Source organism: Brevibacillus sp. IT-7CA2, assembly GCF_949767855.1.
Lineage (GTDB): Bacteria > Bacillota > Bacilli > Brevibacillales > Brevibacillaceae > Brevibacillus.
Map to the genome: position 1 here is coordinate 177486 of NZ_CATKQT010000001.1, position 26785 is coordinate 204270.

Sequence of the window (26785 nt, forward strand, 5' to 3'; positions counted from 1 at the left end):
ATACCTCGTTGTGGGTTCCTACATAGCATGAGTATTGAAACTACGGTAGGAGGTGTTAGCAAGTGGGTATCTTTAACGGCTTCGACGATTTCGCGCTGATCTTGGTTCTGTTCATCCTTCTCGTTATCGTAGGTTGCGACTGCGACTAACCTACTCCGCTGCCATCCAGCCTATCTGAAGGTAAGCTTGCATCCTCAGCAGCCTTACCTTCTCCATTTCCACATAGATCATAGCCAAGGCAATGCAGCCTAGGGATAATGATCAGTCATAACCTAAGTACCATCACCGGGAGATACATTTGATCGTACAAAAGGAAAAAGGATGCGCCTCTATTGGCTGCATCCTTTTTTTTACCCACATACTTGGACTATTTCGACCCGGTCTGAAAAGTTATCCACTGCGCTTGATTTACATTACCTGCTGTGTCCTTAACCAAACCCGCAATGAGACTTACCTGATATCTCGTATATGGCTGCCATTTTCCTTTTGGCTTCACAGACAACATCCGTTTGCTTTTATTCCACGTAATCGTATGCGGAACGATTGCCCCTTTTTCATCCGTCACACGAACTAACGGCCCGGCCGTTTTGCTGGAGAGGACTCCACCACCAACCAAAGCAATCTCTTCTGCAAACTGGAGTGTCACTTTATCCTGGAGCTTTACATTTTTAGCTCCGTGACCTGGCAATATGACTGTTTGTGGAGCGATATTATCCACAGGTTTTTTCGTTTGAAATGAACTGGTCAGCTCTGGATTCAAATTGCCTCGCTGATCCTTCACTTTTTTCGCCAGCAAGCTTACTCGATAAGACGCCCCTGCTTCCAGATTTCCTACTGGATCAATCGTCATGCTTCGATCTGTTTTGTTCCATTTTGCCGTAAAACGAACTTTCTTTTTTTTCGCATCCGTGAGCGAAATGATCGAGAGACCAGACTTGTCGGAGAGCTCTTGCCCATTTTTTAACGAAACCGGCCCCGAAAATGTCAGTGTAATGATTTGATCCGGGTCTATTTCCGCCGATTTGTCAGCCGGGGTTATTCTCACTCCCCATTCGTTTGCCGACTTTGCCCACACTCCCTGTGATGGAAGTAGGAAAATCGCAAGCACTACTACCCATTGCAACCACCGAACACTCATCTTTATCATCGAACCCCTCCCGTCTAAAACGACAAAGCCGCTCCCTGAAGCATATAAGCGCGTCGTTTCATCGTTTACAGGCATTGTAGAAAAAGACAGATGGGTTGATCAAAGAAATATGGTCTATGCTTGCGGTTCTTCCTCCGCGCGAATCAGTATCTTTTTCAGCTTGCGTTCAAATTCTAGTCGTCCAATCATCACACTATGATCGCAACCCGTACATTTGATTCGCACATCCATGCCCATGCGTATGACCTTCCACGCATTCGTGCCACATGGATGTGGCTTTTTCATCTGTACGACATCCCCCAGCCCAAATTGCTTGCGTTCCATTTCTCTTTCTCCTCTCTACACTGTTCCCTTTCCAGACACCGCGACGATTTTTGGATACGGAATTTGAATGCCTCGGTTGGTTAATTCCGTTCTGATCTTCGCACGCAAATTTCGATTGACCCCGTGATGCGTGTTCGGCTTGCACTCAGCCGTAACCCGGATGATGACTTCGGAAGGTCCCAGTGCATGTACTCCCAAAATCTGTGGCTCAGCTACGATATCCGTCAATTCTGTTTGAGCCGATGCCAATACTTCTTTTAGCACAGACTCAACTTGGTTCAGATCTTCTTCATACGCTACAGATACGTCGACAACCGCTAACGTATTTTGCAAAGAAAAGTTGGTCACTTGATTAATCGTGCCGTTTGGAAAGATGTGTACTTCACCCGTCCAGCTTCGCACCTTTGTAATGCGCAGACCAATCTCCTGTACCGTGCCCGTCAAATTGTTAATCGTTACGACGTCTCCGACAGCAAATTGGTCCTCAAAAATAATGAAGAATCCCGTAATGATATCACGAACGAGACTCTGCGCCCCAAAACCAACCGCCAGCCCCAGTACCCCTGCGCTTACCAAAACAGGTCTCAAATCAATGCCCAACAGCTGCAAGATCATGAGAATCGCCAAAAAGTAAATGCTGTACTGAACGACATTGTTGACGAGCACCCGCATCGTGTCCACACGGCGTTGATCCATTTGAATCTTGCTTCCATGGCGGTGCTGGAACACTTTATTTACGCCTGATTGCACAACGGAAACGACAATTCGAGATAGCAGGATGATCGCTACGATTTTCAGTACAGCCATCCCTATATTTACCCACATATCTGCATCTGCCACATACGCATATACTTGGGCATAAATTCTCTCAAAAAAACCAGCTTGCTTCATTCCTCCCGCTCCTTCTGCTCCCCGTTTTCGTCGACCTCGCTATACTGACCAAAAAACTGACGGAAGTATCCTCGTATTACCACTTGTTGTTCCATCATGATTGTTTTCGCTCGTGAGTAATCCGACAGTGGGAACTCAATGGAAAGTGCACAGCCTGCCGTTATTTCTTTCGGCGTTGGTCTTGTATCGATCTCAATATCTTCGTACTCCAGCAGCATTTCTGCCCGCAAGGCTTGCTGCGTGGAATCAAACGCGATCAGCACCGTCTCTCCTCCCATTTCACTCCCCCTCATCTTTTTCACACAAACTACCATAGGCTCCTCTTATTTTACCTGTTCGTTTTCATGCATGCCAGCCTCGCTGAGTTTTCAAAACCTACGTAACTTTCCCATTAGCAGGTATAAAAATGTCATATAGGTACGATACTGTGAATACTTTTATATAACCTTTTACAGGTTGGTTTAAGCCAAGTCGGCAAGAGTGGGGGTTTCCATGAGTACATCCGATAATCGCAAGGATTATTCTTTGCCACCTTTTAAAGTGGAATACCGCAGTGAAAACGCAGACGAGAATCTCGCCGGTCACCTTGCACAGCGCTTTCGCTTAAATCGGTTCGATGACGACCTTGTCATTGTATGTATTGGGACAGACCGTTCTACTGGTGATGCTCTAGGCCCATTAGTAGGAACCAAGCTCATCGCACAGTCACCTCGTTTTTTGCAAGTGTACGGAACGCTTGAGGACCCTGTACACGCCATGAATCTTAAGGAAAAATTAGAACTCATCCATGCGAATCATCCGACAGCTACACTCATTGCAGTCGATGCCTGTTTAGGTCAATTTAGCCACGTCGGAAACATCAATGTAATTAATGGTCCACTAAAACCAGGAGCTGGTGTAAAAAAAGAGCTGCCTCCTGTTGGTTCCTTCCACATTACCGGGATTGTCAACGTAGGAGGATTCATGGAGTATTTTGTCCTTCAAAATACCCGCCTCTCCATCGTCATGAACATGGCAGATATCATAGCTTCCGGACTGGCAAAAGCCGTAACACTGGCTTCTACGCCTAGTCGATTCGATAGTGTCTTATATGATTGACCGTTTTTCCCTGCAAAAGGTTCCATCCCTCTTTGGAAAACTTGTTTTTCGATCTGTTCTCTCCCTCAACGGATGACAGGTCTATTTTTTTTATACAAAAATCGTCAGGCGCTTTTCGATCACTTGAGCACTGATCGGCGTTGGCGCTACGCTTTCTCCATCTGCATGGACAGGCAGATGTCCTGCTGCTTGTAACGTTACCTGTTTGCCCCTATAAAAACGGACTCCCGGATGATGACGGTGAGCTCCTGTGAATATTTTCGGAAAAGCAGCTAACAATCCGAGTCGACTCATACCACTTACTACGCAAATGTCCGCAATGCCATCGTCCGGTATAGCATCGGGACAGATTAGCATTCCGCCTCCGTAATTCGGAATATTGGCAGCGACAACTAGCCAGACAGCCTCTAAACGAACCTCATGACCATCAACATTCAGTACGATGTCACGTGGCTGATACGTACATACGACGCGAATCACCGATATAATGTAGGCGAGTGCTCCTAGCTGGTACCGATTCAGCCAAGCTTTGTACACAGCTTGATCCGTTATCTTTGCTACCTGTGCATCGAATCCGGCCCCGATTGAATTCACAGCTACTTTTCCATTCAATAAAATCAGATCGATTCGCTTTTCCCCTTTTTCCGACAGAATTCGCTCTAATGCCTGTAACGGTTTCATCGGAATTCCATGTCCGCGAGCGAAATCATTCCCGGAACCAGCCGGTACCATTCCAAATCGACAATCTTGATTCGATTCGTATATCCCGTTTATCACGCCTCGGACAGTTCCATCCCCTCCGACAGCAATGATTTTATTTACTCCCTCTTTTTGGATCAGCTCTTTTGATAATTTTTCGGCGTCCCCCTCTCCTGATGTCAACCTGACATGAAAAGGCGCTCCTAGACGTCGTAGCGTCGGCTCAATTTGCCTCCATACTTTCAACCCTGTGCCATTGCCCGATACAGGATTGACGATTACACCCAACATAATCATTCTCTCCCCAACATGCTGTCGTTCTGTACTGTCCCGTCCCACTTATCCATACTTGCTCGCAAATCAAGTTTTTGTATCATATTATCGCATGCTATTTTTATCGATGATAGTTGATTTTTCATAAAAAGAGACTCCTCCCGAAGGAAGAGCCTCTGTGCTAACTATGAAAACAGCTTTGAAATCCAATCTATAAAGGGAACTCCGACTGCTGCGATCACTAATGCTGGCATCATGTTGGCTACCCTTATCTGTTTGATCTCCAAAATGTTTAACCCAATAGCAATAATCATCAAGCCACCTACCGCTGTTACTTCTACCAGGATCGCATCCAGCATCGTTTCGCTCACCACACTGTAAATACTCGTAGATAATAACGCAATCATGCCTTGATATAAAAACACGGGCACTGCCGAAAAGATGACACCAATTCCTAGCGTCGATGTGAAAATGATCGCAGAGAATCCGTCTAGCAATGCTTTCATAAATAGTACTTCATGGTTGTTACGCAAACCACTGTCCAACGCACCCAGTACAGCCATAGCTCCAATACAGTACACCAGCGTCGTCGTGATAAAACCAGTGGCGATACTGCCTTGGCTACCCCCAACTTTTCTCTCCAGCCAGTGCCCCAGATTGTTTAGGCCTTTTTCAATCCCAATCCATTCACCTAGTACTGTTCCTAGCACAATACTGATAATCACGAGTAAAAAGTTATCCGAACCCAGGCACATTTTAATGCCCAATACGAATACGGCCAGAGCAATTCCTTGCATGACGGTTTGTCGCATCGACTCCGGAATTCGCTTCAACATTCTGCCTAACAATGCCCCTAAGATGATTGCTCCGGCGTTGACCAATGTTCCCAGCAAGATCACTTGCGCTGTCCCCCTACAGATGCCTTACCCTTACACAAACGCTGCTGCTATTTCCCGAACAGCGTTATGAAGCGCTTCTACATCTTTCTCTGAGTTGAAAATTCCAAAGCTGGCTCGAACCGCTCCACGTTGTTCGGTACCGGCAGTCTGGTGACCCAGTGGCGTGCAATGAAAACCCGATCTGGTCGCAATCCCGTATTGTTGATCTAGGATAAACGACACCTCCGCTGCATCTACCTCTCCGATATTAAAAGCAACCACGCCTACACGTTCGGTCTCAACCCCCGGTCCGTAGACATGTACCCCCTCGATCTGCTGCAATCCAAGGATCGTTTGCTTCACCAGTTCCCATTCGTGCTGACGAATGTTATCCACACCTTTTTCCATGACAAAATCAACGCCTGCTTGCAGACCTGCCAAACCAACCGTATTGAGTGTCCCGCTTTCGTATCTGTCTGGACGAGTTGTCGGTTGATCGATCGCTTCAGACTGACTGCCTGTCCCCCCATGAATCAAGGGCTCAAGATCAATATCACTACTCACGTACAAACCACCTGTACCTTGTGGACCATACAGCCCTTTGTGCCCAGGAAAAGCAAGCATATCAATATTCATTGCCTCTACATCGATAGGCAAAACACCAGCAGACTGAGAAGCATCCACCAAAAACGTAATTCCGTGCTCTTTTGTCAGTTTCCCCAGTTCGGCTACAGGCAGGATGACACCTGTCAGATTGGAGGCATGACTCACAACGATTAACCGCGTCGCGGGCGTAATTGCCTTGGCAAAATCCTCTACATAGAATTGATGGTCTTCTCTCGGCTCGACAAAAGTAGCTTCTACTTGGTTGTTTTTGCGCATGTACTCAATGGGACGTCTTACCGAATTATGCTCAACAGACGAAGAAATAACATGATCGCCTGCTTGTAAGAATCCTTTTATGGCCTGATTAAGCGCTTGAGTAGCATTGAGATAAAAAAAGAGGTTATTCGGGTTTTGAATCCCAAACAACCGCGACACTTGCACCCGTGTCCGAAACACAGCTTTACTCGCTTTCATCGCCAGTGCATGTCCACCTCGGCCAGGATTTGCAGCAAAATCCTCGATGACCTCCGCCATCATTTCTTTGACTGCTGGTGGCTTCGGCCATGTAGAAGCTGCGTTATCCAAATAGATGATCGCCATGACTACCTCCTGGACTTACTTCTCTATATTCAACATTTCGATGATTCGTTCCAAGTCTTCCTGTGAATAGAAGTCAATTTCGATCTTGCCGCGCTTCGATCCTTTTTTAATCTTGACCGATGTTCCAAAACGACTGCGTAGCCGTTCCTCCATCTCGATCAAAACTGGCTCATTTTTCGCTAGCTTTTTCTTTTTTGTTTCACGTGAAACATTGAGCTGCTTCACAAGCTCTTCCAGCTGACGAACACTCAATCCTTTTTCCACCACGTCATTTGCAAGCTGTTGTTGTACTTTCTTATCCGTTACCCCAAGCAAAGCACGCGAATGTCCCATGGATAGTTCGGCTGCCGAGACCATTTTTCGGATCTTCTCTGGCAGTTGCAGCAAACGCAGCATGTTGGCTACATGCGGTCGACTCTTCCCTATCTTTTGTGCAAGCTGTTCTTGCGTATAATCATGGTGAGAAATCAGCTTGTCATAAGCCTCAGCCTCTTCGAGTGGATTCAGATTTTCCCGTTGCAAGTTTTCAATCAGGGCAATCTCCATTAATTGCTGATCTGTGTACGCCTTTACTACTACCGGAACCTCTTTTAACCCCGCTACTTTTGCAGCACGCAATCGTCTTTCCCCAGCTACCAGCTCATAGCCTTTGATGCTTTTCCGAACAATGAGCGGTTGGATGATCCCATGCTCTTTGATCGACTGTGCTAGTTCCTCGATAGCTGATTGTTCGAATTCTTTCCGGGGCTGATAAGGGTTAGGACGAATCTCATTGATGGAAACCTCTTTTACCTGTTCCCCTTCTTCGATGAGATTGGAAGTAATAAGCGCATTCAGCCCTTTTCCCAATCCTCTACTCATACCCCTACCACTTCCTTCGCCAAATCAGTATAGACTTCCGCTCCTCGTGAGCGTGGATCGTACGTAATGATGGCTTGTCCGTGTGACGGTGCTTCACTCAAGCGAACATTTCGAGGAATAATTGTCTTGTATACTTTGTCCTGAAAATACTTTTTCACTTCTTCAATCACTTGTAAACCGAGATTCGTACGTGCATCGAGCATCGTCAGCACGACACCTTCGATAGCAAGCTGTGAATTCAAATGTTTTTGGACCAAACGAATGGTGTTCAACAGTTGGCTTAATCCCTCTAACGCATAGTATTCACACTGGATTGGAATTAAGACGGAATCAGATGCTGTTAAGGAATTAACGGTCAAAATTCCTAAGGATGGCGGGCAATCGATGATGACGTAATCGTACTTGTCTTTGACTACTTCCAGCGCCTTTTTCAGACGAACCTCACGAGAAATCGTAGGAACCAACTCGATTTCCGCACCTGCCAATTGAATGGTGGCAGGAATGATCATTAATCCTTCAATTTCAGTTGGCAAAGTCGCATCGACGGGGTTGATATCATTGATCAGGACATCATAAATGCAGTACTTAACATCTGCCTTATTTACCCCGATCCCACTGGTTGCATTTCCTTGTGGATCAATATCAACCAGTAGCACCTTTTTCCCCAATGCGGCCAAACATGCACTTAGATTGACGGACGTAGTCGTTTTCCCGACGCCGCCTTTCTGGTTCGCAACCGCAATGATTTTTCCCAACTTCTCCACCTCTTTTTTGTCGTGTAGGAAAGCTTGTGGCTTGACCAGTACACTCTCCAGTACGTCTTTCAAAATCATCTTCTGTATCCTCATCTAGTTAGTCATTCGAGTCTATTTACGATTTGCTCGTATTCTTGTAAAACGATGATCTTTTATACAATTTCCTTCGTTCGCTGCCATTCAGTAACCTTTACATGGCCTGTACATGATAAGACGAAAAAATCTCTGCAAAGTTATCCTCATTTATTATCGAGTAAACCTGCAAGTATGCACAGGTTGGTACTCTCCATGTTATCAGATTTGCAGCTTAGTCGTACGCTGTTTTTTTTAGAGAGTGAGACACAAAAGCCTGATTTTTGTCCCGAAAATGCCGATTTTCCTAGCTTTTTTACGGAAAATGCATATTTCTGGAAATTAAATACTGCCGAAAGTCTCATTTTCCTATAAATAATCAGCATTTGCCCAAAAAGAAAGGCGACCTTGTCGCCATTTTTGTTACCATCACATTTATTTCCCTGTTTCCTTGTTTTTCGGAATACGAATGGTGAATTGATAGAATTCATCATGATCTTCTTCCGCTGTCTCTACAGGTAGGCCTGTCTGGATCACCATATCGATCGATTGTCGAACTGTATTAATTGCAATCCGCGTATCTCTTGAAAATGCTTTCCAGCGAGGCTTCGCATCTTTTTCCGATTTAGGGTTCTCAGCCAATTCTAGAAGCTGCTTCACGCGCACTTCCGTCTGTTTCACATTCCATTCCCGCTCCAAGATCTCCAGCAGGACCTTATTTTGTAATTCTGGATCTTTTAACGGAATCAGAGCCCTTGCATGACGCTCTGTTACTTGTCTGGACAACAATGCATCTTGAATTTCTCGCGGTAAATGGAGCAAGCGCAATTTGTTTGCGATTGTCGATTGTCCTTTGCCCAAACGTTGAGCAAGACTCTCTTGCGTCAAATTGTGCAAATCAATCAGCTTTTGATATGCGACTGCCTCTTCAATGGCTGTCAAACCTTCTCGTTGCAAATTCTCAATCAATGCGATAGAGGCTGTTTGCGAGTCATTAAACTCTTTGACAATCGCAGGAATCCTCTCCATGCCCAATTTTTTAGTTGCACGCAAACGTCGTTCCCCAGCAATCAATTCATAACGACCATCGCGAACCCGCACGACAATCGGTTGAATGAGCCCATGAGTTCGTATCGTTTGACACAACTCATCAATTTTCTCGTCATCAAATACAGTACGAGGTTGATATGGATTCGGTACAATGTCCTCAACTGGTATTTGTTTGATTTCTTCGTTATCTGTCTTGTCCGTCAAGCCAAAAATCCGAGAAAATGAATCTTTAACTGCCATAGAAAAATCCCCCACTTCTACCCGTTCCATCCGTGCTATTTTAAAGTCTTTGAAGAGGTGTTCAAAAAGTCATTTTTGATCACGAAGTAATCCTGAAAGATTGCGCAACAACGAAACAAGCGTTCACCTTCGAAATCCCGGTGCTCATGTAGCTCCCCTACATTCAGCTCTTCCTTCTTCAGCTCCTCGCCGCCTTCTTGGTGCTGAAAAGACAACTTTTTGAATACGTCCTAGAAACTGAAAAAGGTCCTGTCCAATCAACGACAGAATCTCCCTCGAAACATTTTGTATCCCTCGCCCATCCATTGTCCGGATATGACAGATGAATATGTTCTTTGATTGTTGCTGCTAAGGAAAAATGGCATATAGGCGTCGTAAGTGAGTCCAGTCCTACTCTTTTTACATAGGTCCTCCTCTTACATCGTTAAAGATCAGCATGCATCTACTAAAAAAAAGCTTCACAAGCCCTATAGTACATACTGCTTAACAGACTCTTCTTGCCCATCCGGTCGGTTTGTAAAATTGCCTTTGACCTAATCTTCTTTCCCTACACGCTTTCTTCAGGTTCATTTATATATATGTAATTCTGCAAGATTCGTCCAATTCCTGCTAACGAAAAACGTTTCACGTGAAACATCAATCGTGATCTTCGGCATAAAGATCGTGATCGTCACGGTGCTTTGGCCTCTCATCACTTCCAATGCTCTCATCAGTAGGATGTGAAATCTTGGTGACAGAAAACAATCGAGGAAAAAGTCTATGAAAGTCTAACGTCAGGTACGAAAAAATTGCGGCAACAATCGCAGCGACATACATCCCTGCACTGAACATCAGACCAATGGCTGAAGCAACCCACATCCCTGCTGCCGTCGTCAAGCCTTTCACCGAACCATTGAATTTAATAATGGCTCCGGCTCCCAAAAATCCCATGCCCGTCACGACTTGTGCAGCTACCCTCCCCGGATCATGATTTATGCCGCTCGAAGAAAAACCGTAAATGGAAGCTAGTCCAAAAAGACATGAATCAAAGCAAACGAGACTATACGTTCGAAAACCAGCGCCTCTTTGCCTACTCACATCCTTTATAAATCTCTCTCGCTCCCATCCCATGATGGCACCTGCTAGAAAAGCAAGAAAAAGCCGAAGCAATATGGTCGGGAGTTCTGGCGGGAAAAAGGAGGAAAGTACTGCTGCTTGCATAGTCTAATCACCCTCTCACACGATGTCACTCTTTCGAAGGAGCTAGTACTATGTATATGCCGAGTTGTAGACTCCATGATCCAAGAAGCAAACCTGAGAGACTAATTTGAGGCATACTTTCCATTTCATCAGGAACGGACAGTTTCACTTAAACTTTCAATACGAAAAAAAGGCCGCAGCACATAGCTACGACCCTCTCTTATGACTGACTCCTACACTAACGGCTTTTTCGCAGGAACTCCTGCCTTGCGCGGATAGCTTTTCGGTGTCGCTTCTGTTTTTTCCATGATGACGATGTTACGCTCTCCCGCTTCCTCTAGAAGCTGAAATGTCTCGACCTTTCTCGTCTTTCCACCGAGCGTCTTGATTGCCTTTTTCGCTTCAGCAAGCTCTGGAGTAATCTCTGCTCCCTTGAGAGCGACGAAGTGTCCTCCGACTTTGGCAAAAGGAAGGCAGAACTCCGATAACAGATTGAGTCTCGCAACAGCACGTGCCACTACGAGATCAAATTTCTCCCGATAAACCGCTTCTTGCCCACGATCCTCAGCACGCCCATGTACCGGATTCACGTTCTCCAGACCCAGTTCCTGTGCTACATGCTGTAAAAAGCTCATACGCTTGTTCAAGGAATCAATGATCGTCATTTTCAGATGTGGGAAGCAAATTTTCAAAGGAATGCTCGGAAAGCCAGCTCCCCCACCGATATCTACCACTGATTGCACCTGGTCAAATGGGAAGTAAAAAGCCGGCGTAATCGAATCATAAAAATGCTTGTTGTACACTTGCCCCTCTTCGGTAATCCCGGTCAGGTTCATCTTCTCATTCCATTCCACCAGCAGGCGGAAAAAATGATCAAACTGCTCCTTCTGACGATCCGTCAAAGAAATCCCCTGGGCTGCAAGTACCTCGGCAAACTGTTCTTTCGTCATAGCTCTTCTCCTTACTCGGCTACTCCCACGCGTTTGTACTCCAGATATACCATCAACACGGAAATGTCTGCTGGAGTAACTCCTGCGATACGAGCCGCCTGCCCGATATTCAACGGACGAATTTTGGTCATATTGTCACGGGATTCCTTGGACAAACCGGAGATTTGGTGGTAGTCAATATTCGTTGGGATGCGGCGCTCCTCCATTTTTTTCATCCGCTCTACTTGTTGCAATGACTTTTTGATGTAGCCATCGTATTTAATCTGGATTTCAACCTGTTCGGTCACATCCTCTGGCAGTGCTTCTGGTGCAGGGACCATTTGAGCAATGTGGCTGTAGTTGATTTCCGGACGACGCAGCAATTGAGCCAGCTCGATGACATCTGTCAGCTCAGGAGAGCCTGCGTTGCGCAAAACCTCTTGGACATGTGCCATTTCAGGACGTACGCGCGTGTTTGCCACACGTTCTTTTTCTTGCTCGATCAGCTCGCGTTTTTGATTAAATCGATTGTAGCGCTCTTCGCTAATCAGACCAATTTCGCGGCCGATATCCGTCAGGCGCAAGTCCGCATTGTCATGACGCAACAATAAGCGATATTCTGCACGAGAAGTAAGCAAACGATAAGGCTCATGCGTTCCTTTAGTAACAAGGTCGTCAATCAAGACACCGATGTACGCCTCTTCTCGCCCCAAAATAACTGGTGGTTTCTCTTGAACGCGGCGTGCTGCGTTAATCCCTGCCATGAGACCTTGACCCGCTGCTTCTTCATAGCCAGAGGTACCATTAATTTGTCCTGCTGTGAACAAGCCAGGCAAGGTTTTGGTTTCCAAAGAAGGCCAGAGCTGCGTCGGCACGATCGAATCATACTCAATCGCATAGCCAGGGCGCATCATTTTGACTTCTTCCATTCCAGCCATGGAGCGCAGCATGGAAAGCTGAACATCCTCCGGCAAGCTGGTCGACAAGCCCTGTACATACATTTCTTCGGTATTGCGTCCTTCTGGCTCCAAGAAAATTTGGTGACGCGGTTTATCGTTAAAACGAACTACCTTATCTTCAATTGAAGGGCAATAACGCGGGCCTGTTCCTTCGATCATTCCCGAATACATAGGTGCACGATGCAGATTGCTATTGATGAGTCCATGTGTTTCTTCATTTGTATATGTCAGCCAGCAAGGAAGCTGGTCCATAATAAATTCCGTTGTTTCATAAGAAAAAGCGCGCGGTATCGGATCACCAGGCTGAATCTCCATTTTGGAGAAATCCACACTGCTGCTATGAACACGTGGAGGGGTCCCCGTCTTGAATCGTGTCATTTCAAAACCGAGTTCCTTCAAATGATGTGCCAGACGAATGGACGGACGCATGTTGTTCGGTCCACTTTCGTATTGGAGATCTCCGAGGATGATCTTTCCGCGCAAATAGGTTCCGGTCGTCAATACAACGGATTTGGCCATGTATCGCGCCCCAGTTTGCGTGATAACCCCTTCACAGACTCCATCGTTCACGATCAGCTCTTCCACCATCGCTTGACGCAGGATCAAATTCGGGGTATTTTCAATCGTTTTCTTCATTTCATGCTGATACGCAAATTTGTCTGCTTGCGCGCGCAAGGCATGCACAGCAGGTCCTTTACCTGTATTCAGCATCCGCATTTGGATATGGGTTTTATCGGTATTGCGTCCCATTTCTCCACCAAGTGCGTCCAATTCGCGTACGACGTGGCCTTTTGCCGGACCACCTACGGAAGGATTACATGGCATGTACGCCACAGCATCCAGGTTGATCGTCAACAGCAATGTACTGCAGCCCATGCGTGCAGCCGCCAAAGCCGCTTCCGCACCGGCATGACCCGCACCAATGACAATTACGTCAAACGAGCCCGCTTCATATGCAGGTACAACGTTCATTTTTTGTCCTCCTCTATCACTTACCCAGACAGAACTGGGAGAAAATCTGATCAATCAAATCTTCGCCGACGCTTTCTCCGATGACTTCTCCAAGCAGCTCCCACGACTTTTTAATGTCGATCTGAATCATGTCTACTGGCATCAAATCATCGATTCCACCCAGCGCTTCATCTATGGCTCGTTCTGCCTGACGAAGCAGTTGAATATGTCTGGCGTTACTCACGTAGGTCAGGTCATCCTGCTGCACACGGCCACTGAAGAAAATCTCCCCAATAGCCTGCTCCAGAAGATCGATCCCCGTCTCCTCACGCGCAGACGTCATAATCAACGGCTGCTGAGGGAAATGACGCTTGATCTCTTCCAAATCCACTTTTTGCGGCAGGTCGAATTTATTAATAATCACAATAACATGGAACCCTTTTGCCGCTTCAAAAATCGCGTAATCATCAGCGGAGAGAGGCTCGTTGTAGTTGATCACGAGCAACACGAGGTCAGCCTTTTGCAGCAACTGTCTGGACTTCTCTACCCCGATTTTCTCCACGATGTCCTCTGTATCGCGAATTCCTGCGGTATCGATGAGGCGCAAAGGAACCCCGCGCACATTGACATACTCTTCGATGACATCGCGTGTCGTTCCCGCAACGTCAGTCACAATTGCCTTTTCCTCTTGGACCAGACTATTTAATAGAGAGGATTTCCCTACATTCGGACGTCCAATGATCGCAGTCGACAAGCCTTCACGCAAAATTTTCCCTTGCTGTGCGGTCTGCAACAGGCGTTGTATTTCACTTTTAACCTCCAGGCACTTTCCTCGCAAGAAATTTTGCGTAAACTCCTCAACGTCATGCTCTGGATAGTCCAGTGTTACTTCTATATGGGCCATCGCTTCAATCAAGTTTTGGCGCAGCTGCCGAATGAGCCTGGACAGCTTCCCTTCTACTTGATTCAATGCGACCTTCATCGCTCTGTCTGTTTTCGCCCGGATCAAATCAATGACGGCCTCAGCCTGAGACAAATCGACACGTCCGTTTAAGAACGCACGCTTTGTGAACTCCCCTGGCTCCGCCAATCTTGCTCCGTTATCCAAGATTAACTCCAGAACCTTTTCAACGGAAACGATTCCTCCGTGACAGTTTACCTCAACTACATCCTCCCTCGTAAATGTACGGGGAGCCTTCATTACGGAAACCAGTACCTCTTCCACTCGTTCACCTGTGTTTGGCTCATACAAATGCCCATAATGGATCGTATGGCTGTCCACAGTGGACAACCGCTGCTTTCCTTTATATATCTTATCCACAACTTCGATCGCTTCCGTACCGCTTACTCGGATCACGGCAATACCGCCTTCACCCATCGGTGTTGCGACCGCCGCTATTGTATCGAATTTCATGCTGTTCACCTCAAGCTTTCCACTCTTACAAGTCAGCCACTAACTTACTAGCATAACAGATCGTCTAGAAAAATTCCAAAAGAAAGTGCAGCCAATCCATCTGGCTAAACACCCAATAGGAAATAGCAACCCTTTCTCCAAGGTTGCTGTCCATTTTGGTTATCCACAGTATAATCATTTTCGCAAATCCTCAACCATTTGGTCAATTATCCACAGTGGACAACTTTTTGAAGAGATTGTTCAAAATGTCGTCGCTTGCTCACTTAAATTCAGGCAAAAAAAAGAAGCCTAACGAGAGGCTTCTTTCGGTGCAATCACGATATAACGATTTGGCTCGTCTCCTTCACTGAAGGTAACCACATCCGCTCTCTTTTGCAAGAAGGCGTGGATTACTTTCCGTTCAGCAGCAGACATTGGTTCCAGACGTACATCCCGTTTGGTCGATAACGCTTTTTTCGCCACACGATCTGCGAGCTGCTCCAATGTTTCCTTGCGACGCAGCCTGTAATTTTCGGCATCCAGAGTGATACGTACATGTTTGTCCGCATGACGGTTCGCTACGACGTTTACGAGATACTGTAATGAATCAAGAGTTTGCCCCCTGCGGCCAATAATGATTCCCAGATTGGTTCCCTGGATGTCAAACAGCATGCCCTCTTCATTTGTACGCGTCTCCACTTTGGCATTCACCTTCATGTTCGACAAAACGTCTTGAAGAAAGTCACGTCCCTGTGCAACCGGATCAAAGTGAAATTCTACTTGCACTTTAGCGTCCTTTGCCCCAATCAGTCCAAACAATCCTCTGCTTGGTTCCTCTAGAACTTGGATCGTTGCCCGCTCACGCGGCACTCCCAATTCCAGCAAAGCTTTTTGCACAGCATCGTCGATCGTTTTTGCCGTAGCTACCACCTTTTTCACTTGGAGGCTCCCCCCTTAGGAGTAGGCATATTACCTTTATCACGATACAGGAAGTAAGTTTGTACAATGGTAAACAGGTTACCGTATACCCAGTACAGAGACAGCGCTGATGGCAATGTGACGGCAATCGCCAAAATCATCAGCGGCATCATGATGATCATCATTTGCATTTGTGGATTTCCTTGATTTGCTTGACCCATCATCTTGGACTGCAGGTACGTCGTAATCGCAGCAATGATTGGCAAGATGTAGTACGGGTCTTTTTCTCCCAACGTCAACCACAAGAATGTTTGTGAGTTAATTTCGGTCGTACGGATGATCGCATGGTAGAAAGCGATCAAAATCGGCATTTGTACCAACATTGGCAAGCATCCAGCCAACGGATTGACACCGCTCTTCTGGAACATAGCCATTGTTTCCGCTTGCGCCTTTTGTGGATCATTTTTGTACTTGTCACGGATCTTTTGCATCTCCGGTTGAATCTCTTGCATTTTCTTGGAGCTCTTGATTTGCTTGACCATCAATGGAAGCACAATGATTCGAATGATGATCGTTGCAACCAGGATACCCAGACCGTAGTTGTTTCCGAGTATCAATGCGCTCTCTTTAATTAGCCAGGACAGTGGATAGACAAAATACTTGTCCCAAATGCCGGTTGCGTCAGGGCCAATTGGTGCAGCAGCTTGGGGGTTACAGCCCGACAAAACTAGAACCAGCATAGTCAGCATAAGAATGCTGAGTGTACGTCTACTCAAGGGTGATCCTCCTTTTCCCCGCTTCAATTGAGGTAATCTTATTTGTGCTGATCCGGGACTGGATCATACCCGCCCGGGTGGAACGGATGGCATTTCAAGATGCGACGAAGGGCCAACCAGCCTCCCCTCCACGCTCCAAATCGACGAATCGACTCGATGGCGTAGTGAGAACAGGTGGGCGCAAATCTGCATGAAGGTGGTTTATACGGAGAAATCATCAGTTGGTATCCCCGAATCAACCAAACCATGATCTTCACCATCATCGTTTCACCCTCTTTTTCCATCTCTTTTTCCATTATGTACGGGTGCCTGTTTGATCACTTTGGCTCGCTTCATCACATGTAACAGAGATTGCTCAATGGCTTCAAGCGTCATCGCTTCCACACCCGGACGGGCGATGATGACGAGATCGAGACCGACTGGAATATCAGACTCCATTCGAGCTACTGCTTCGCGTATAAGCCGCTTGACTCTATTGCGGACAACAGCATTGCCAATTTTTTTACTGACGGAAATTCCAGCGCGAAAAGCCGCTTGTCCCTCTTGCTTTGCTGAATACAAGACAAACTGCTTATTAGCAGCAGAACTTCCTCGTTGAAACACAGCTTGGAATTGCTCATTTTTTTTGAGCCGGTGTGAACGATGCAAAGGTAAACAACCCCTAACATCACAATTATAGTAGAAAACGTACACAGCATCTACCAGTATATCCTTGTTTCGTCCACTTTTTTCCCCTAAGTATACTCGGTTTAGAACAAAATCAAAAATTCAGCGAAAAAATATAGGCTATCAGCCAACTTCTGCGATGATTTCTGCACTGGCATGGCGCAAGTCAGAGAGCAATTGATCATCCGCTTGGAAAAATCCCAATTTTGGAAGGGACAAGGAAATCTTGGCAGGCAGATCCGCCCAATGATTCTCCAGCCATTCATCAGAATCGACGCTATGATATAACCAGATTGCCTCTGAAAATAATAAAAACCTGGCCATATCAAGCTGATTTCTCTCCTGCAATCTCTGAACCTTCCTCTTAACTAACCAATCATTTTCAGCGGCCAGCGCAAACTCGATCCCCTCATTTATTAACCGTAGATGAGCTCGATAGTCCGCCAATAGCATGAGTGTATCCTGTACATCTTGATTACTCCGGTATGTCTCCTGAAAAAAGCCATCCATACCATCCAAACGTCTTGCTTTCTGAACCAACTGATACAACTGTGCATCACTCAATGAATGCCCCTGGAAAACGGCACTCATTTGCAGCGCCCCGATCCATCCTGCCCATGCAGCCAAATAAGCGGAGTATGGAAAGCCTTCCATTAAGGCAGCCTGCGCCTCTTTGTGGAACGAATCTACCTCCGCTTTTGCCTGTGCGAACATTTTCGCTTTTCCAGCCGGGGAATCCATATAGGCACACATGTCATACATCCAGGAAGTGAAACGATCCTCTGGGTCCAGAACAACCTTTGCTTCCTTTAAGTAACGCCAAGCCCACGGATTCTCGTATACTTCTTCATCTGTAGGAGCAGATTGGACCTGCAGTTGTATCACATGCCCTTTAAACAGACGATTTTCGCAGGAAGGATCTCTTTCTCCCTCCACAAAGATGTGTAAATCGAGGTCGCTGTATGCGTCCGCTTCTCCCCTCCCGACAGATCCACCAGCATAGGCACATACCAAGCTGGCTAGAGGCCATTCATCAAGGAACTCGCGTGCCAACGATACAAAAAAGTCGGTTACCTCCTTGCTTTGCTCCATCGGCCTCCTCCTGTCTCTTCAATAAATAGTAGGATTTTCGGTAGCTAAGTAACGATTATTCCTCAAAAGGTTTCCACATCGGAGAAAGCCTTCCTCTTTTTATAAGAACAAAGAATTTTCAGACACATATAGACAAACAAAAAGGCCACTGAAAGTGTGGCCTAAGCGGAAAGAACTTTTCTACCTCTTTGACGACGAGCAGCCAAAATTTTACGGCCATTTTTCGTGCTCATGCGCTTACGGAATCCATGATCCTTTTTGCGCTTGCGGTTGTTAGGATTGAAAGATGGTTTCATTACGTATACACCTCCGTCTTGCAAAGACATTCTTTTGCATTATAAGAACATATGCCTAAAAAGTCAAGTGACAGTGGAATTTCATTACCAAGGCAAATATCCCCATAAAACTATTTCCCAGACCTGTGGATATCATTTTATCCACAAAAACAAGTTTCGACAAGTTTATCTACAGCTTGTACACAAAATATAGGGATGTGAATATGTGGCGAGTACCAGAAGTTGTGTTTGTGGATAAGTATGAAAAAACCATTGATACCACGCTTTATATCTGTTATTATGTTTTTGTTTTGAAGCGTGAATAACTCCGATACGTAAATCGGTTTTTCCACAGGGTGTGGATAAGTTTGTGGACAGATTCTTTCCTATGTGTATGTCGTTACTCACAGGATTGAGGATAACCGTCTGCTTTTTTTCACTTCTACGAGCGGAATCCCTATATTTCGACTTTTTTTATCCACAGTCGCTTCAAACGGCTGTGTTGACAATTAGGTCACAACATAGCAGGTTTTTGCACTTTTTCTCGATCATTATGGATCGGTGCTTCATCAATTTTTCGGATGGTCCAGAGGGAGGGATTCTGGTTGGATGCAGCGATTAGCGAACTATGGCGCAAAGTACTTGCCAAGATAGAAAAATCGCTAAGCAAACCCAGTTTTGATACCTGGCTGAAGGCGACAAAGGCAACTACATTAGAAGAGGATGCACTGATCGTCGTCGCACCAAACGACTTTGCTCGTGATTGGCTAGAAACCAGGTACGCACAACTGATTACCGATACACTATATGAAGTGACGGGTATCAATATGAAAGTAAAGTTCGTCGCGATGCAAAATCCTGATGGGGCTTTTGCCGACGAACAACCTGCCCCACGGGTGAAAATGAGCGAACCGCCAACAGTCGCGGATGACCAGCCACCCAGTATCTTAAATCCCAAATACACCTTTGACACGTTTGTCATCGGCTCAGGGAATCGATTCGCTCACGCCGCATCGCTTGCGGTTGCTGAAGCTCCTGCGAAAGCTTACAATCCCCTCTTCATTTATGGAGGAGTCGGACTTGGCAAAACTCACTTAATGCATGCAATTGGCCATTATGTCATTCAACACAACCCATCGGCGAAAGTGGTCTATTTGTCATCTGAGAAATTCACCAATGAATTCATCAACTCTATTCGTGACAACAAAGCCGTCGAATTCCGCAATAAATACCGGAGTGTTGACGTTCTTTTAATTGATGACATTCAGTTTTTGGCAGGCAAAGAATCGACACAAGAAGAGTTTTTCCATACGTTCAATGCCTTGCATGAAGAAAGCAAACAAATCATCATCTCCTCCGATCGACCTCCTAAGGAGATCCCGACACTGGAGGATCGCCTCCGCTCACGCTTCGAATGGGGACTGATTACTGATATTCAGCCGCCAGACCTCGAAACGCGGATTGCGATTTTGCGTAAAAAGGCGAAAGCAGAAAATCTCGATATCCCTAATGAGGTAATGGCGTACATCGCCAACCAGATCGACAGCAACATCCGCGAGCTGGAAGGCGCATTGATTCGTGTCGTTGCCTACTCCTCCTTGATTAATCGCGATATCGACACGCAGCTGGCAGCGGAAGCATTGAAAGACATTATTCCTTCCTCCCGCCCGCGCGTGATTACCATTATCGACATCCAACGAACGGTCGGAGAAGCGTTCAGCCTGAAACTAGAAGATTTCAAGGCGAAAAAACGGACAAAAACCGTCGCTTTCCCACGTCAGATTGCGATGTATCTCTCCAGAGAGCTGACGGATGCCTCCTTGCCGAAAATCGGTGATGAATTTGGCGGCCGTGACCATACGACAGTCATCCATGCCCATGAGAAAATCTCTCGTGCACTGGCAAATGACCCTCATATGCAAACAACCATTCAGTCGCTCATTGAAAAGTTAAAAGCAAACCATTAAACCTGTGCATAACGCAAAAAGCCTATACACAACTTACCCACATGTGTATAGGCTCTCTTTTACGTGTTGAGTCCACATATCCACAAATCCACAGGCCCTATTACTACTTCTGTTAAAAAGATTTATCCTAATAAGTTATGATAAAGGCGCAGCCATTATGCACATTCCAACCAAAAATAATGGCGCCGGAGAGGGAGGCTCACGTCGATGCATATTACCGTTCAGCGTGAAAAGCTGTCGAACGCCGTATCGCATGTTAGCAAAGCTGTTTCTAGTAGAACTACGATTCCAATTTTGACCGGGATTAAAATCAAAACTGATGATGAAGGTTTGACACTGACAGCAAGCGATTCTGATGTGTCTATTGAAGTTCAGATCCCGCTGGAAGAAGCCGGAGAATGGGGAGTAACCGTACATCAGCCTGGTAGCATTGTGTTGACTGCACGTATTTTCAGCGAAATCGTGCGCAAGCTGCCAAGCAATGAAATCGATATTCAAGTTGATGATCGTCTCGTAACCCAAATTCGCTCCGGACAAGCTGAGTTCACCATTAACGGAATGGATGCCAATGAATATCCACAGCTACCGCATCTGGAAGAAGATAAAGTCTTCAGTGTTCCCTGTGATTTACTGAAGGCAATGATTCGCCAGACTGTTTTTGGTGTCTCTACTTCCGAAATGCGTCCGATCTTGACCGGTTTGATGTGGTCGCTTGATCAAGGCAAATTGCGTTTTGTGGCAACTGACAGCCATCGCTTGGCTAGCCGTACCGCAATGGTCGAATGCCCAGAGGATCTTTCTTTCCATAACGTGGTTGTTCCGGGTAAAAGCTGCAATGAATTGGTAAAAATATTAGATGACGACCAAAATCTCGCGGATATCGTTGTTGCGGACAATCAAATTTTGGTGAAGTCCAAGCATATCCTGTTCTATTCCCGTCTCTTGGAAGGAACCTATCCGGACACGACCAGAATTATTCCACAAGGAAGCAAAACGGAGATCACCGTTAGCACCAAGGAGTTTTTGCAATCCATCGAGCGTGCTTCCTTGTTGAGCCGCGAAGGCAAATCGAACGTAGTCAAGCTCGTTACATTGCCTGATGGAACCGTCGAAATTACGTCTAATGCACCTGAGATCGGGAAAGTAACGGACATTTTGATGCCAAAAGCAATGAATGGCGAAGAATTGAAAATTTCCTTCAACGCCAAATACATGATCGATGCGCTGCGTGCAATCGATAGCGCGGAAATCAAAGCGAGCTTCAGCGGCCCGATGAGTCCATTTGTGATTCGTCCGACCGATCATGACTGGATGCTCCATCTGATTTTGCCGGTTCGTACGTACTAAAATGTTTTTACGTAAAAGAAAGGAGCCAAGCCATGCGTGAGGTTTCCATTAGCACAGACTATATTGCTCTCGGCCAATTTTTGAAGTTGGCTGAAATCATTGACACGGGGGGAATGGCCAAAGCTTTTTTGGCTGAGGTTCCGATCCAGATCAATGGAGAGCTGGACAACAGACGTGGACGCAAGCTATATCCTGGCGATGAAGTGGCGATTGAAGGCTATGGTCGCTATCAAGTGGTACGCCCCTGAGAGGAGAGCGTGATTCTTGTTTCTCAAGAACCTGTCGCTAACCAATTATCGCAACTACGATACGATGTCCCTGTCGTTTGACGGTCCCATCCAGTTGTTTATTGGCAACAACGCTCAAGGGAAAACGAATGCTCTCGAATCGATCTATGTTTTGGCACTCGCCAAATCCCACCGAACGCCCCGCGACAAGGAGCTTATTTCCTGGGATGCCGATTATGCCACGATCCGTAGCGATGTTCTTCGTCGCTACGGTTCTGTTCGTTTAGAGCTGCAGTTGACAACCAAGGGAAAGCGGGCCAAAATCAACGGAATGGAACAGCAGAAGCTGAGCGCCTATGTGGGGGCATTGAATGTCGTCATGTTTGCACCCGAGGATCTTTCCATTGTCAAAGGCGCACCTGCCCAGCGCAGACGCTTCATCGATATGGAAATCGGTCAGGTTTCACCTACGTATCTTTATTATTTGAGCAATTACAACAAAGTGCTGGCCCAGCGAAATCAGCTTTTAAAGGATTTGGCCATGAAAAAAAGTAACTCGCTGGAAATGCTGGCAATTTGGAATACCCAATTAGCCGATTTAGCGGTAAAATTGTTACGGAAGCGTTTTGAGTTCATTCGGAAGCTGGAGACGTGGGCACAGGAAATCCACACCGGCATTACCGATGGCAGGGAAAGACTTTCTTTGCATTACGTTAACTCATCTCCCGTTACAGAAGAGATGACGATAGATCAGGCTGTAGATAAAATGCTTGCTGCCTACGAAGAGGTTCGCGACCGGGAAATCATGCGGGGGAGCACCCTTATTGGGCCACACCGTGATGATTTTTCACTTAAAGTGAACAACATGGACGTGCAAACGTATGGTTCCCAGGGACAGCAACGTACCAGTGCGCTGTCCATTAAATTAGCCGAAATTGAGCTGATTAAAGAAGAGGTGGGAGAATATCCCGTTCTGTTGTTGGATGATGTCTTGTCAGAGTTGGATGAACATCGGCAAACATTGCTGCTCGAAACCATTCAGGATCGAGTACAGACGTTTGTAAGTACCACAGGTGTGGAAGGCTTAAAGCATCAGGTTCTCCAGCAAGCCTCTCGTTTTTACGTGAGGGAAGGGAAAATCTCCGGAGAAAGGTAGGGGGTACAGGGATGTTTATTCACATTGGTGGAGATACTGTGGTGAGCACAAAGGAAGTCATTTCCATTCTTGACCATCAGACTGTGAAATCCTCAAAAATCAATAAAGCGTTCTTACTCGAAAAAAGTAAGACGGTTGTTGACCATAGCGAGGAAGAAACGAAGTCTTATGTAATCACCCAGAACGCCATTTACTGTTCACCTATTTCTTCTCTGACGCTGAAGCGACGCGCTCAGTTCGTGGACAGCTTGGATCAGTTTCCCTTTGTACAAGCTGAAGTGGAGGAGTTGACAGAGTAGTGGATCAAGTGACGACGAAAGATACAAACTACGATGCGAGTCAGATTCAGGTACTGGAAGGGTTAGAGGCAGTTCGGAAACGTCCCGGCATGTACATCGGGTCGACCAGCAGCCGAGGTTTGCATCACCTGGTATGGGAAATTGTCGACAATGCCATTGACGAGGCGCTGGCTGGTTATTGCGACGAGATCTTGGTGGTCATTCATCCAGACAACTCCGTATCTGTAACCGATAACGGTCGAGGAATCCCGACTGGCATTCATGAAAAGACCGGAAAATCTACTGTTGAAACCGTTTTGACTGTATTGCACGCCGGTGGTAAATTCGGCGGTGGCGGATACAAAGTGTCCGGCGGTCTTCACGGGGTAGGTAGCTCGGTAGTGAACGCGCTATCCGAATGGATGGAAGTCGAGGTTAAACAAAATAATCAGGTATACTACATGCGCTTTAAAGTAGGCGCACCGGATGCCGATCTTGCTGTTGTGGGCGAGACCGAAGAGACGGGAACAAAAGTTACCTTCAAGCCCGACCCGACTATTTTTACCGAAACAACGGTATTTGAATACGAGATTTTGCAAAAACGTATTCGCGAGCTGGCGTTCCTGAACAAAGGATTGCGCATCACGCTGAAAGATGCGCGTCCAGATCATGAGAAGGAAGAATCCTTCCACTACGAGGGCGGTATCATCCAGTTCGTAGAATACTTGAATAAAAACCGGGAAGCCCTGCATGACGATGTGATTTATTGCGAAGGAGAAAAAGAAGGTCTTGTCGTGGAGGTTGCCCTTCAGTACAACGACAGCTATGTGAGCAACATCTACTCTTTTGCCAATAACATCAACACGCATGAGGGTGGTACCCACGAAACCGGATTTAAAACAGCTCTTACACGTGTTATCAACGACTATAGCCGCAAGTTTAACTTCCTGAAGGAAAAGGATCCGAATCTTTCCGGGGACGATGTGCGCGAAGGCATTACTGCGATTATCTCCGTAAAAATTCAAGAGCCTCAGTTCGAAGGACAAACAAAAACCAAGCTGGGCAACTCGGAAGCGCGTAGCATTACCGAGTCTGTCTTCGGTGATCGTTTTAACACCTTCATGGAAGAAAACCCGGGTGTAGCCAAAAAAGTTGTGGAAAAAGCGCTCATGGCATCTCGTGCCCGTGAGGCAGCTCGTAAAGCACGTGAAATGACTCGTCGCAAGAGTGCGCTGGAAGTAAGTGCTTTGCCGGGTAAACTGGCGGACTGCTCTTCCAAGGACGCATCCGAATCTGAACTGTTCATTGTAGAGGGTGACTCTGCGGGCGGTTCTGCGAAGATGGGACGCGATCGTCATTTCCAAGCCATTCTTCCTCTTCGCGGGAAGGTATTGAACGTAGAAAAAGCACGTCTGGACAAAATTCTCGGGAATAACGAGATCCGTGCCATTATTACGGCTTTGGGAACGGGTGTTGGCGAAGACTTTGATATTTCAAAGGCACGCTACCACAAAGTCGTCATTATGACGGACGCCGACGTTGACGGATCGCATATTCGTACGCTTCTGCTGACGTTCTTCTTCCGCTACATGAAACAGTTGATTGAAGCGGGGTATATTTATATTGCGCAGCCGCCTCTTTTCAGCATCAAGCAAGGGAAGACGTTGCATTATGCTTATACCGACAAGCAGCGTGATCAGGTACTCGCTACCTTGAAGGCTCAACCGAAGCCTAACGTCCAACGCTATAAAGGACTAGGTGAGATGAACGCAGATCAATTGTGGGAGACTACGATGGACCCAGAAGTTCGAACACTGCTTCAGGTAGATCTCGAGGATGCTATGGATGCCGATATGGTGTTTGAGACACTGATGGGAGACGAAGTAGAGCCTCGCAGGGAGTTTATTGAGCAATACGCGGCAAACGTACGCGATCTTGATATTTAAGTTGGAACGAAGAAAAGCTTGTCCTTTACCGGGCAAGCTTTTTTCTTAATGAAAATATAAAAACACATTTGAAATATAGTATGGACATGACTTATAATAGATTGTGCTTTTGTTAAGTTCGTTTCACAGAAAAAGTTCACCCACGCAATAAAAAAATACAAAAATTCTATTGCAATGAATTAAAAAGTATGCTAGATTTAAGTTCCGGAAATAATTATGGGCCTATAGCTCAGTTGGTTAGAGCGCACGCCTGATAAGCGTGAGGTCGGCTGTTCGAGTCAGCCTAGGCCCACCACTTACATAGCTGATATGACAACCTGTGTCATGAAAGCGCTAGAATGGGGCTGTAGCTCAGTTGGGAGAGCGCCTGCCTTGCAAGCAGGAGGTCATCGGTTCGATCCCGTTCAGCTCCACCATTCTAAAATACGATTATTCCTCGGTAGCTCAGTTGGTAGAGCAATCGGCTGTTAACCGATCGGTCGGCGGTTCGAGTCCGTCCCGAGGAGCCATTGAAATGGCCCGTTGGTGAAGCGGTTTAACACAGCAGCCTTTCACGCTGTCATACAGGGGTTCGAATCCCCTACGGGTCACCTAGCAAAACGCCCTGCAAGCGCGGGGGTCCTGGAGGCTTAGCTCAGCTGGGAGAGCATCTGCCTTACAAGCAGAGGGTCGGCGGTTCGATCCCGTCAGCCTCCACCATTTTTAACAATTGAATGTTTTACATGGAGCTGTGGTGAAGTTGGAGTTCACGCCGGTCTGTCACACCGGAGGTCGCGGGTTCGAGTCCCGTCAGCTCCGCCATTTTTCTCAAGCGATGGCGAAACAATTACGCTTGAGGCTCGGTAGCTCAGTCGGTAGAGCAGAGGACTGAAAATCCTCGTGTCGGCGGTTCGATTCCGTCCCGAGCCACCATTTATACAAAACATGCCGGTATAGCTCAATTGGTAGAGCACCTGACTTGTAATCAGGGGGTTGTGGGTTCAAGTCCTATTGCCGGCACCACTTTTTCTTTGAAAGTTGAATAACGCTTGCTTTTGAAGGACAAGCTTGGGGAGATAGTGAAGTGGCTAAACACGGCAGACTGTAAATCTGCTCCCTCCGGGTTCGGCGGTTCGAATCCGTCTCTCCCCACCATCTTTACTTCATGGCTATTGGGGTATAGCCAAGCGGTAAGGCAACGGACTTTGACTCCGTCATTCCTAGGTTCAAATCCTAGTACCCCAGCCATTTTT

The 26785-nt window shown here is 46.5% G+C and carries 28 protein-coding genes and 10 tRNA genes; 18 read left to right on the forward strand and 20 right to left on the reverse strand.

The genetic code is table 11. The features are described 5' to 3' along the window. Positions 1–62 precede the first annotated feature (62 nt). The gene (locus ACM6JA_RS00790; RefSeq protein WP_017246824.1) at positions 63–149 is read left to right on the forward strand and encodes a YjcZ family sporulation protein; all 87 of its coding nucleotides are present in this window, start codon (positions 63–65) and stop codon (positions 147–149) included. 218 nt (positions 150–367) lie between these two features. Here the strand turns inward: ACM6JA_RS00790 and ACM6JA_RS00795 are convergent, their stop codons facing one another. From ACM6JA_RS00795 to ACM6JA_RS00810, 4 genes are all read right to left on the reverse strand, one after another. Then, positions 368–1147: an Ig-like domain-containing protein gene (locus ACM6JA_RS00795; protein ID WP_414850764.1), complete on the reverse strand. Its 780-nt coding sequence runs from the start codon at positions 1145–1147 to the stop codon at positions 368–370. 114 nt (positions 1148–1261) lie between these two features. Then, positions 1262–1471 carry a DUF951 domain-containing protein gene (locus tag ACM6JA_RS00800; RefSeq protein WP_007720174.1) on the reverse strand — a complete coding sequence of 70 codons (210 nt, stop codon included), beginning with the start codon at positions 1469–1471 and terminating at the stop codon, positions 1262–1264. Between the two features lie 15 nt (positions 1472–1486). Next, complete coding sequence (locus ACM6JA_RS00805) at positions 1487–2362, reverse strand: mechanosensitive ion channel family protein (RefSeq protein ID WP_007720170.1); 876 nt, start codon at positions 2360–2362, stop codon at positions 1487–1489. Then, a complete protein-coding gene (locus ACM6JA_RS00810) occupies positions 2359–2640 on the reverse strand; it encodes a DUF3343 domain-containing protein (protein WP_007720168.1) in 282 nt (93 codons plus the stop codon). The genes ACM6JA_RS00805 and ACM6JA_RS00810 overlap by 4 nt, the downstream gene beginning before the upstream one ends. Positions 2641–2854: 214 nt before the next feature. On the opposite strand from ACM6JA_RS00810, the gene yyaC reads away from it, so the two are divergent. Next, positions 2855–3460, forward strand: a complete 606-nt coding sequence (gene yyaC / locus ACM6JA_RS00815) for a spore protease YyaC (RefSeq protein WP_414850765.1) — start codon at positions 2855–2857, stop codon at positions 3458–3460. A gap of 90 nt (positions 3461–3550) precedes the next feature. On the opposite strand, the gene ACM6JA_RS00820 is transcribed toward yyaC, so the two are convergent. From ACM6JA_RS00820 to rpmH, 16 genes are all read right to left on the reverse strand, one after another. Continuing rightward, complete coding sequence (locus ACM6JA_RS00820) at positions 3551–4450, reverse strand: diacylglycerol/lipid kinase family protein (protein WP_414850766.1); 900 nt, start codon at positions 4448–4450, stop codon at positions 3551–3553. Positions 4451–4617: 167 nt separating this feature from the next. Then, complete coding sequence (locus tag ACM6JA_RS00825) at positions 4618–5331, reverse strand: DUF554 domain-containing protein (RefSeq protein WP_414850767.1); 714 nt, start codon at positions 5329–5331, stop codon at positions 4618–4620. Between the two features lie 30 nt (positions 5332–5361). Beyond that, the gene (locus ACM6JA_RS00830) at positions 5362–6516 is read right to left on the reverse strand and encodes an aminotransferase class V-fold PLP-dependent enzyme (RefSeq protein WP_414850768.1); all 1155 of its coding nucleotides are present in this window, start codon (positions 6514–6516) and stop codon (positions 5362–5364) included. 15 nt (positions 6517–6531) lie between these two features. Continuing rightward, on the reverse strand, positions 6532–7377 hold the full coding sequence (locus ACM6JA_RS00835; protein WP_173620358.1) for a ParB/RepB/Spo0J family partition protein: 846 nt from the start codon (positions 7375–7377) through the stop codon (positions 6532–6534). Next, positions 7374–8132, reverse strand: a complete 759-nt coding sequence (locus tag ACM6JA_RS00840) for a ParA family protein (protein ID WP_015894094.1) — start codon at positions 8130–8132, stop codon at positions 7374–7376. The genes ACM6JA_RS00835 and ACM6JA_RS00840 overlap by 4 nt, the downstream gene beginning before the upstream one ends. A gap of 507 nt (positions 8133–8639) precedes the next feature. Continuing rightward, a complete protein-coding gene (gene noc, locus ACM6JA_RS00845) occupies positions 8640–9494 on the reverse strand; it encodes a nucleoid occlusion protein (protein ID WP_414850769.1) in 855 nt (284 codons plus the stop codon). A gap of 636 nt (positions 9495–10130) precedes the next feature. Further along, positions 10131–10694, reverse strand: a complete 564-nt coding sequence (locus ACM6JA_RS00850) for an MgtC/SapB family protein (RefSeq protein WP_414850770.1) — start codon at positions 10692–10694, stop codon at positions 10131–10133. 212 nt (positions 10695–10906) lie between these two features. Further along, positions 10907–11623, reverse strand: coding sequence for a 16S rRNA (guanine(527)-N(7))-methyltransferase RsmG (gene rsmG, locus ACM6JA_RS00855; protein ID WP_414850771.1), 717 nt, complete (start codon positions 11621–11623; stop codon positions 10907–10909). Between the two features lie 11 nt (positions 11624–11634). After that, a complete protein-coding gene (mnmG, locus tag ACM6JA_RS00860) occupies positions 11635–13533 on the reverse strand; it encodes a tRNA uridine-5-carboxymethylaminomethyl(34) synthesis enzyme MnmG (RefSeq protein WP_414850772.1) in 1899 nt (632 codons plus the stop codon). 16 nt (positions 13534–13549) lie between these two features. Then, positions 13550–14926, reverse strand: coding sequence for a tRNA uridine-5-carboxymethylaminomethyl(34) synthesis GTPase MnmE (gene mnmE / locus ACM6JA_RS00865; RefSeq protein ID WP_007720133.1), 1377 nt, complete (start codon positions 14924–14926; stop codon positions 13550–13552). Positions 14927–15214: 288 nt separating this feature from the next. Beyond that, on the reverse strand, positions 15215–15844 hold the full coding sequence (jag, locus tag ACM6JA_RS00870) for an RNA-binding cell elongation regulator Jag/EloR (RefSeq protein WP_007720132.1): 630 nt from the start codon (positions 15842–15844) through the stop codon (positions 15215–15217). Continuing rightward, the gene (gene yidC, locus ACM6JA_RS00875) at positions 15841–16599 is read right to left on the reverse strand and encodes a membrane protein insertase YidC (protein WP_007720130.1); all 759 of its coding nucleotides are present in this window, start codon (positions 16597–16599) and stop codon (positions 15841–15843) included. The genes jag and yidC overlap by 4 nt, the downstream gene beginning before the upstream one ends. A 38-nt stretch (positions 16600–16637) precedes the next feature. After that, positions 16638–16895 (reverse strand): membrane protein insertion efficiency factor YidD, encoded by a 258-nt coding sequence (yidD, locus tag ACM6JA_RS00880; protein WP_235617586.1) that lies wholly within the window; start codon positions 16893–16895, stop codon positions 16638–16640. Further along, positions 16867–17247: a ribonuclease P protein component gene (gene rnpA, locus ACM6JA_RS00885; protein WP_015894104.1), complete on the reverse strand. Its 381-nt coding sequence runs from the start codon at positions 17245–17247 to the stop codon at positions 16867–16869. The genes yidD and rnpA overlap by 29 nt, the downstream gene beginning before the upstream one ends. A gap of 141 nt (positions 17248–17388) precedes the next feature. Further along, positions 17389–18357: a nucleotidyltransferase domain-containing protein gene (locus ACM6JA_RS00890; RefSeq protein WP_414850773.1), complete on the reverse strand. Its 969-nt coding sequence runs from the start codon at positions 18355–18357 to the stop codon at positions 17389–17391. A gap of 161 nt (positions 18358–18518) precedes the next feature. Then, complete coding sequence (gene rpmH / locus ACM6JA_RS00895; protein WP_007720125.1) at positions 18519–18653, reverse strand: 50S ribosomal protein L34; 135 nt, start codon at positions 18651–18653, stop codon at positions 18519–18521. Between the two features lie 560 nt (positions 18654–19213). On the opposite strand from rpmH, the gene dnaA reads away from it, so the two are divergent. The 16 genes from dnaA to ACM6JA_RS00975 all read left to right on the forward strand — a co-directional run bounded on the left by dnaA (position 19214) and on the right by ACM6JA_RS00975 (position 26780). Next, positions 19214–20599 (forward strand): chromosomal replication initiator protein DnaA, encoded by a 1386-nt coding sequence (gene dnaA, locus ACM6JA_RS00900; protein WP_414850774.1) that lies wholly within the window; start codon positions 19214–19216, stop codon positions 20597–20599. A 207-nt stretch (positions 20600–20806) separates the two neighbouring features. Then, positions 20807–21946, forward strand: a complete 1140-nt coding sequence (gene dnaN / locus ACM6JA_RS00905) for a DNA polymerase III subunit beta (protein ID WP_414850775.1) — start codon at positions 20807–20809, stop codon at positions 21944–21946. A gap of 32 nt (positions 21947–21978) precedes the next feature. After that, complete coding sequence (gene yaaA / locus ACM6JA_RS00910; protein ID WP_012683786.1) at positions 21979–22194, forward strand: S4 domain-containing protein YaaA; 216 nt, start codon at positions 21979–21981, stop codon at positions 22192–22194. A 16-nt stretch (positions 22195–22210) separates the two neighbouring features. Further along, a complete protein-coding gene (gene recF / locus ACM6JA_RS00915; protein ID WP_414850776.1) occupies positions 22211–23329 on the forward strand; it encodes a DNA replication/repair protein RecF in 1119 nt (372 codons plus the stop codon). An 11-nt stretch (positions 23330–23340) separates the two neighbouring features. Then, positions 23341–23628: an extracellular matrix regulator RemB gene (remB, locus tag ACM6JA_RS00920; RefSeq protein ID WP_007720118.1), complete on the forward strand. Its 288-nt coding sequence runs from the start codon at positions 23341–23343 to the stop codon at positions 23626–23628. Further along, on the forward strand, positions 23628–25553 hold the full coding sequence (gene gyrB / locus ACM6JA_RS00925; protein WP_007720116.1) for a DNA topoisomerase (ATP-hydrolyzing) subunit B: 1926 nt from the start codon (positions 23628–23630) through the stop codon (positions 25551–25553). The genes remB and gyrB overlap by 1 nt, the downstream gene beginning before the upstream one ends. A 218-nt stretch (positions 25554–25771) precedes the next feature. Next, a tRNA-Ile gene (locus tag ACM6JA_RS00930) sits at positions 25772–25848 on the forward strand. A gap of 45 nt (positions 25849–25893) precedes the next feature. After that, positions 25894–25969: transfer RNA gene (locus tag ACM6JA_RS00935), tRNA-Ala, on the forward strand. Between the two features lie 17 nt (positions 25970–25986). Further along, positions 25987–26062 (forward strand) — tRNA-Asn (locus tag ACM6JA_RS00940). A gap of 7 nt (positions 26063–26069) precedes the next feature. After that, positions 26070–26143: transfer RNA gene (locus tag ACM6JA_RS00945), tRNA-Glu, on the forward strand. Between the two features lie 33 nt (positions 26144–26176). After that, a tRNA-Val gene (locus tag ACM6JA_RS00950) sits at positions 26177–26252 on the forward strand. 25 nt (positions 26253–26277) lie between these two features. Then, a tRNA-Asp gene (locus tag ACM6JA_RS00955) sits at positions 26278–26354 on the forward strand. Positions 26355–26389: 35 nt separating this feature from the next. Then, positions 26390–26465 (forward strand) — tRNA-Phe (locus ACM6JA_RS00960). A 14-nt stretch (positions 26466–26479) separates the two neighbouring features. After that, positions 26480–26555: transfer RNA gene (locus ACM6JA_RS00965), tRNA-Thr, on the forward strand. Between the two features lie 47 nt (positions 26556–26602). Beyond that, positions 26603–26687: transfer RNA gene (locus ACM6JA_RS00970), tRNA-Tyr, on the forward strand. Positions 26688–26705: 18 nt separating this feature from the next. Next, positions 26706–26780: transfer RNA gene (locus tag ACM6JA_RS00975), tRNA-Gln, on the forward strand. Positions 26781–26785 lie beyond the last annotated feature (5 nt).

Excerpts from the sequence above, each read along its gene's own strand:
- ACM6JA_RS00795 (WP_414850764.1), bottom strand. The coding sequence starts at position 1,147 with ATGATAAAGATGAGTGTTCGGTGGTTGCAATGGGTAGTAGTGCTTGCG.
- ACM6JA_RS00800 (WP_007720174.1), bottom strand. The coding sequence starts at position 1,471 with ATGGAACGCAAGCAATTTGGGCTGGGGGATGTCGTACAGATGAAAAAG.
- ACM6JA_RS00805 (WP_007720170.1), bottom strand. The coding sequence starts at position 2,362 with ATGAAGCAAGCTGGTTTTTTTGAGAGAATTTATGCCCAAGTATATGCG.
- ACM6JA_RS00810 (WP_007720168.1), bottom strand. The coding sequence starts at position 2,640 with ATGGGAGGAGAGACGGTGCTGATCGCGTTTGATTCCACGCAGCAAGCC.
- yyaC (WP_414850765.1), top strand. The coding sequence starts at position 2,855 with ATGAGTACATCCGATAATCGCAAGGATTATTCTTTGCCACCTTTTAAA.
- ACM6JA_RS00820 (WP_414850766.1), bottom strand. The coding sequence starts at position 4,450 with ATGTTGGGTGTAATCGTCAATCCTGTATCGGGCAATGGCACAGGGTTG.
- ACM6JA_RS00830 (WP_414850768.1), bottom strand. The coding sequence starts at position 6,516 with ATGGCGATCATCTATTTGGATAACGCAGCTTCTACATGGCCGAAGCCA.
- ACM6JA_RS00835 (WP_173620358.1), bottom strand. The coding sequence starts at position 7,377 with ATGAGTAGAGGATTGGGAAAAGGGCTGAATGCGCTTATTACTTCCAAT.
- noc (WP_414850769.1), bottom strand. The coding sequence starts at position 9,494 with ATGGCAGTTAAAGATTCATTTTCTCGGATTTTTGGCTTGACGGACAAG.
- ACM6JA_RS00850 (WP_414850770.1), bottom strand. The coding sequence starts at position 10,694 with ATGCAAGCAGCAGTACTTTCCTCCTTTTTCCCGCCAGAACTCCCGACC.
- rsmG (WP_414850771.1), bottom strand. The coding sequence starts at position 11,623 with ATGACGAAAGAACAGTTTGCCGAGGTACTTGCAGCCCAGGGGATTTCT.
- mnmG (WP_414850772.1), bottom strand. The coding sequence starts at position 13,533 with ATGAACGTTGTACCTGCATATGAAGCGGGCTCGTTTGACGTAATTGTC.
- mnmE (WP_007720133.1), bottom strand. The coding sequence starts at position 14,926 with ATGAAATTCGATACAATAGCGGCGGTCGCAACACCGATGGGTGAAGGC.
- yidD (WP_235617586.1), bottom strand. The coding sequence starts at position 16,895 with ATGGAAAAAGAGATGGAAAAAGAGGGTGAAACGATGATGGTGAAGATC.
- ACM6JA_RS00890 (WP_414850773.1), bottom strand. The coding sequence starts at position 18,357 with ATGGAGCAAAGCAAGGAGGTAACCGACTTTTTTGTATCGTTGGCACGC.
- rpmH (WP_007720125.1), bottom strand. The coding sequence starts at position 18,653 with ATGAAACCATCTTTCAATCCTAACAACCGCAAGCGCAAAAAGGATCAT.
- dnaA (WP_414850774.1), top strand. The coding sequence starts at position 19,214 with ATGGTCCAGAGGGAGGGATTCTGGTTGGATGCAGCGATTAGCGAACTA.
- dnaN (WP_414850775.1), top strand. The coding sequence starts at position 20,807 with ATGCATATTACCGTTCAGCGTGAAAAGCTGTCGAACGCCGTATCGCAT.
- yaaA (WP_012683786.1), top strand. The coding sequence starts at position 21,979 with ATGCGTGAGGTTTCCATTAGCACAGACTATATTGCTCTCGGCCAATTT.
- remB (WP_007720118.1), top strand. The coding sequence starts at position 23,341 with ATGTTTATTCACATTGGTGGAGATACTGTGGTGAGCACAAAGGAAGTC.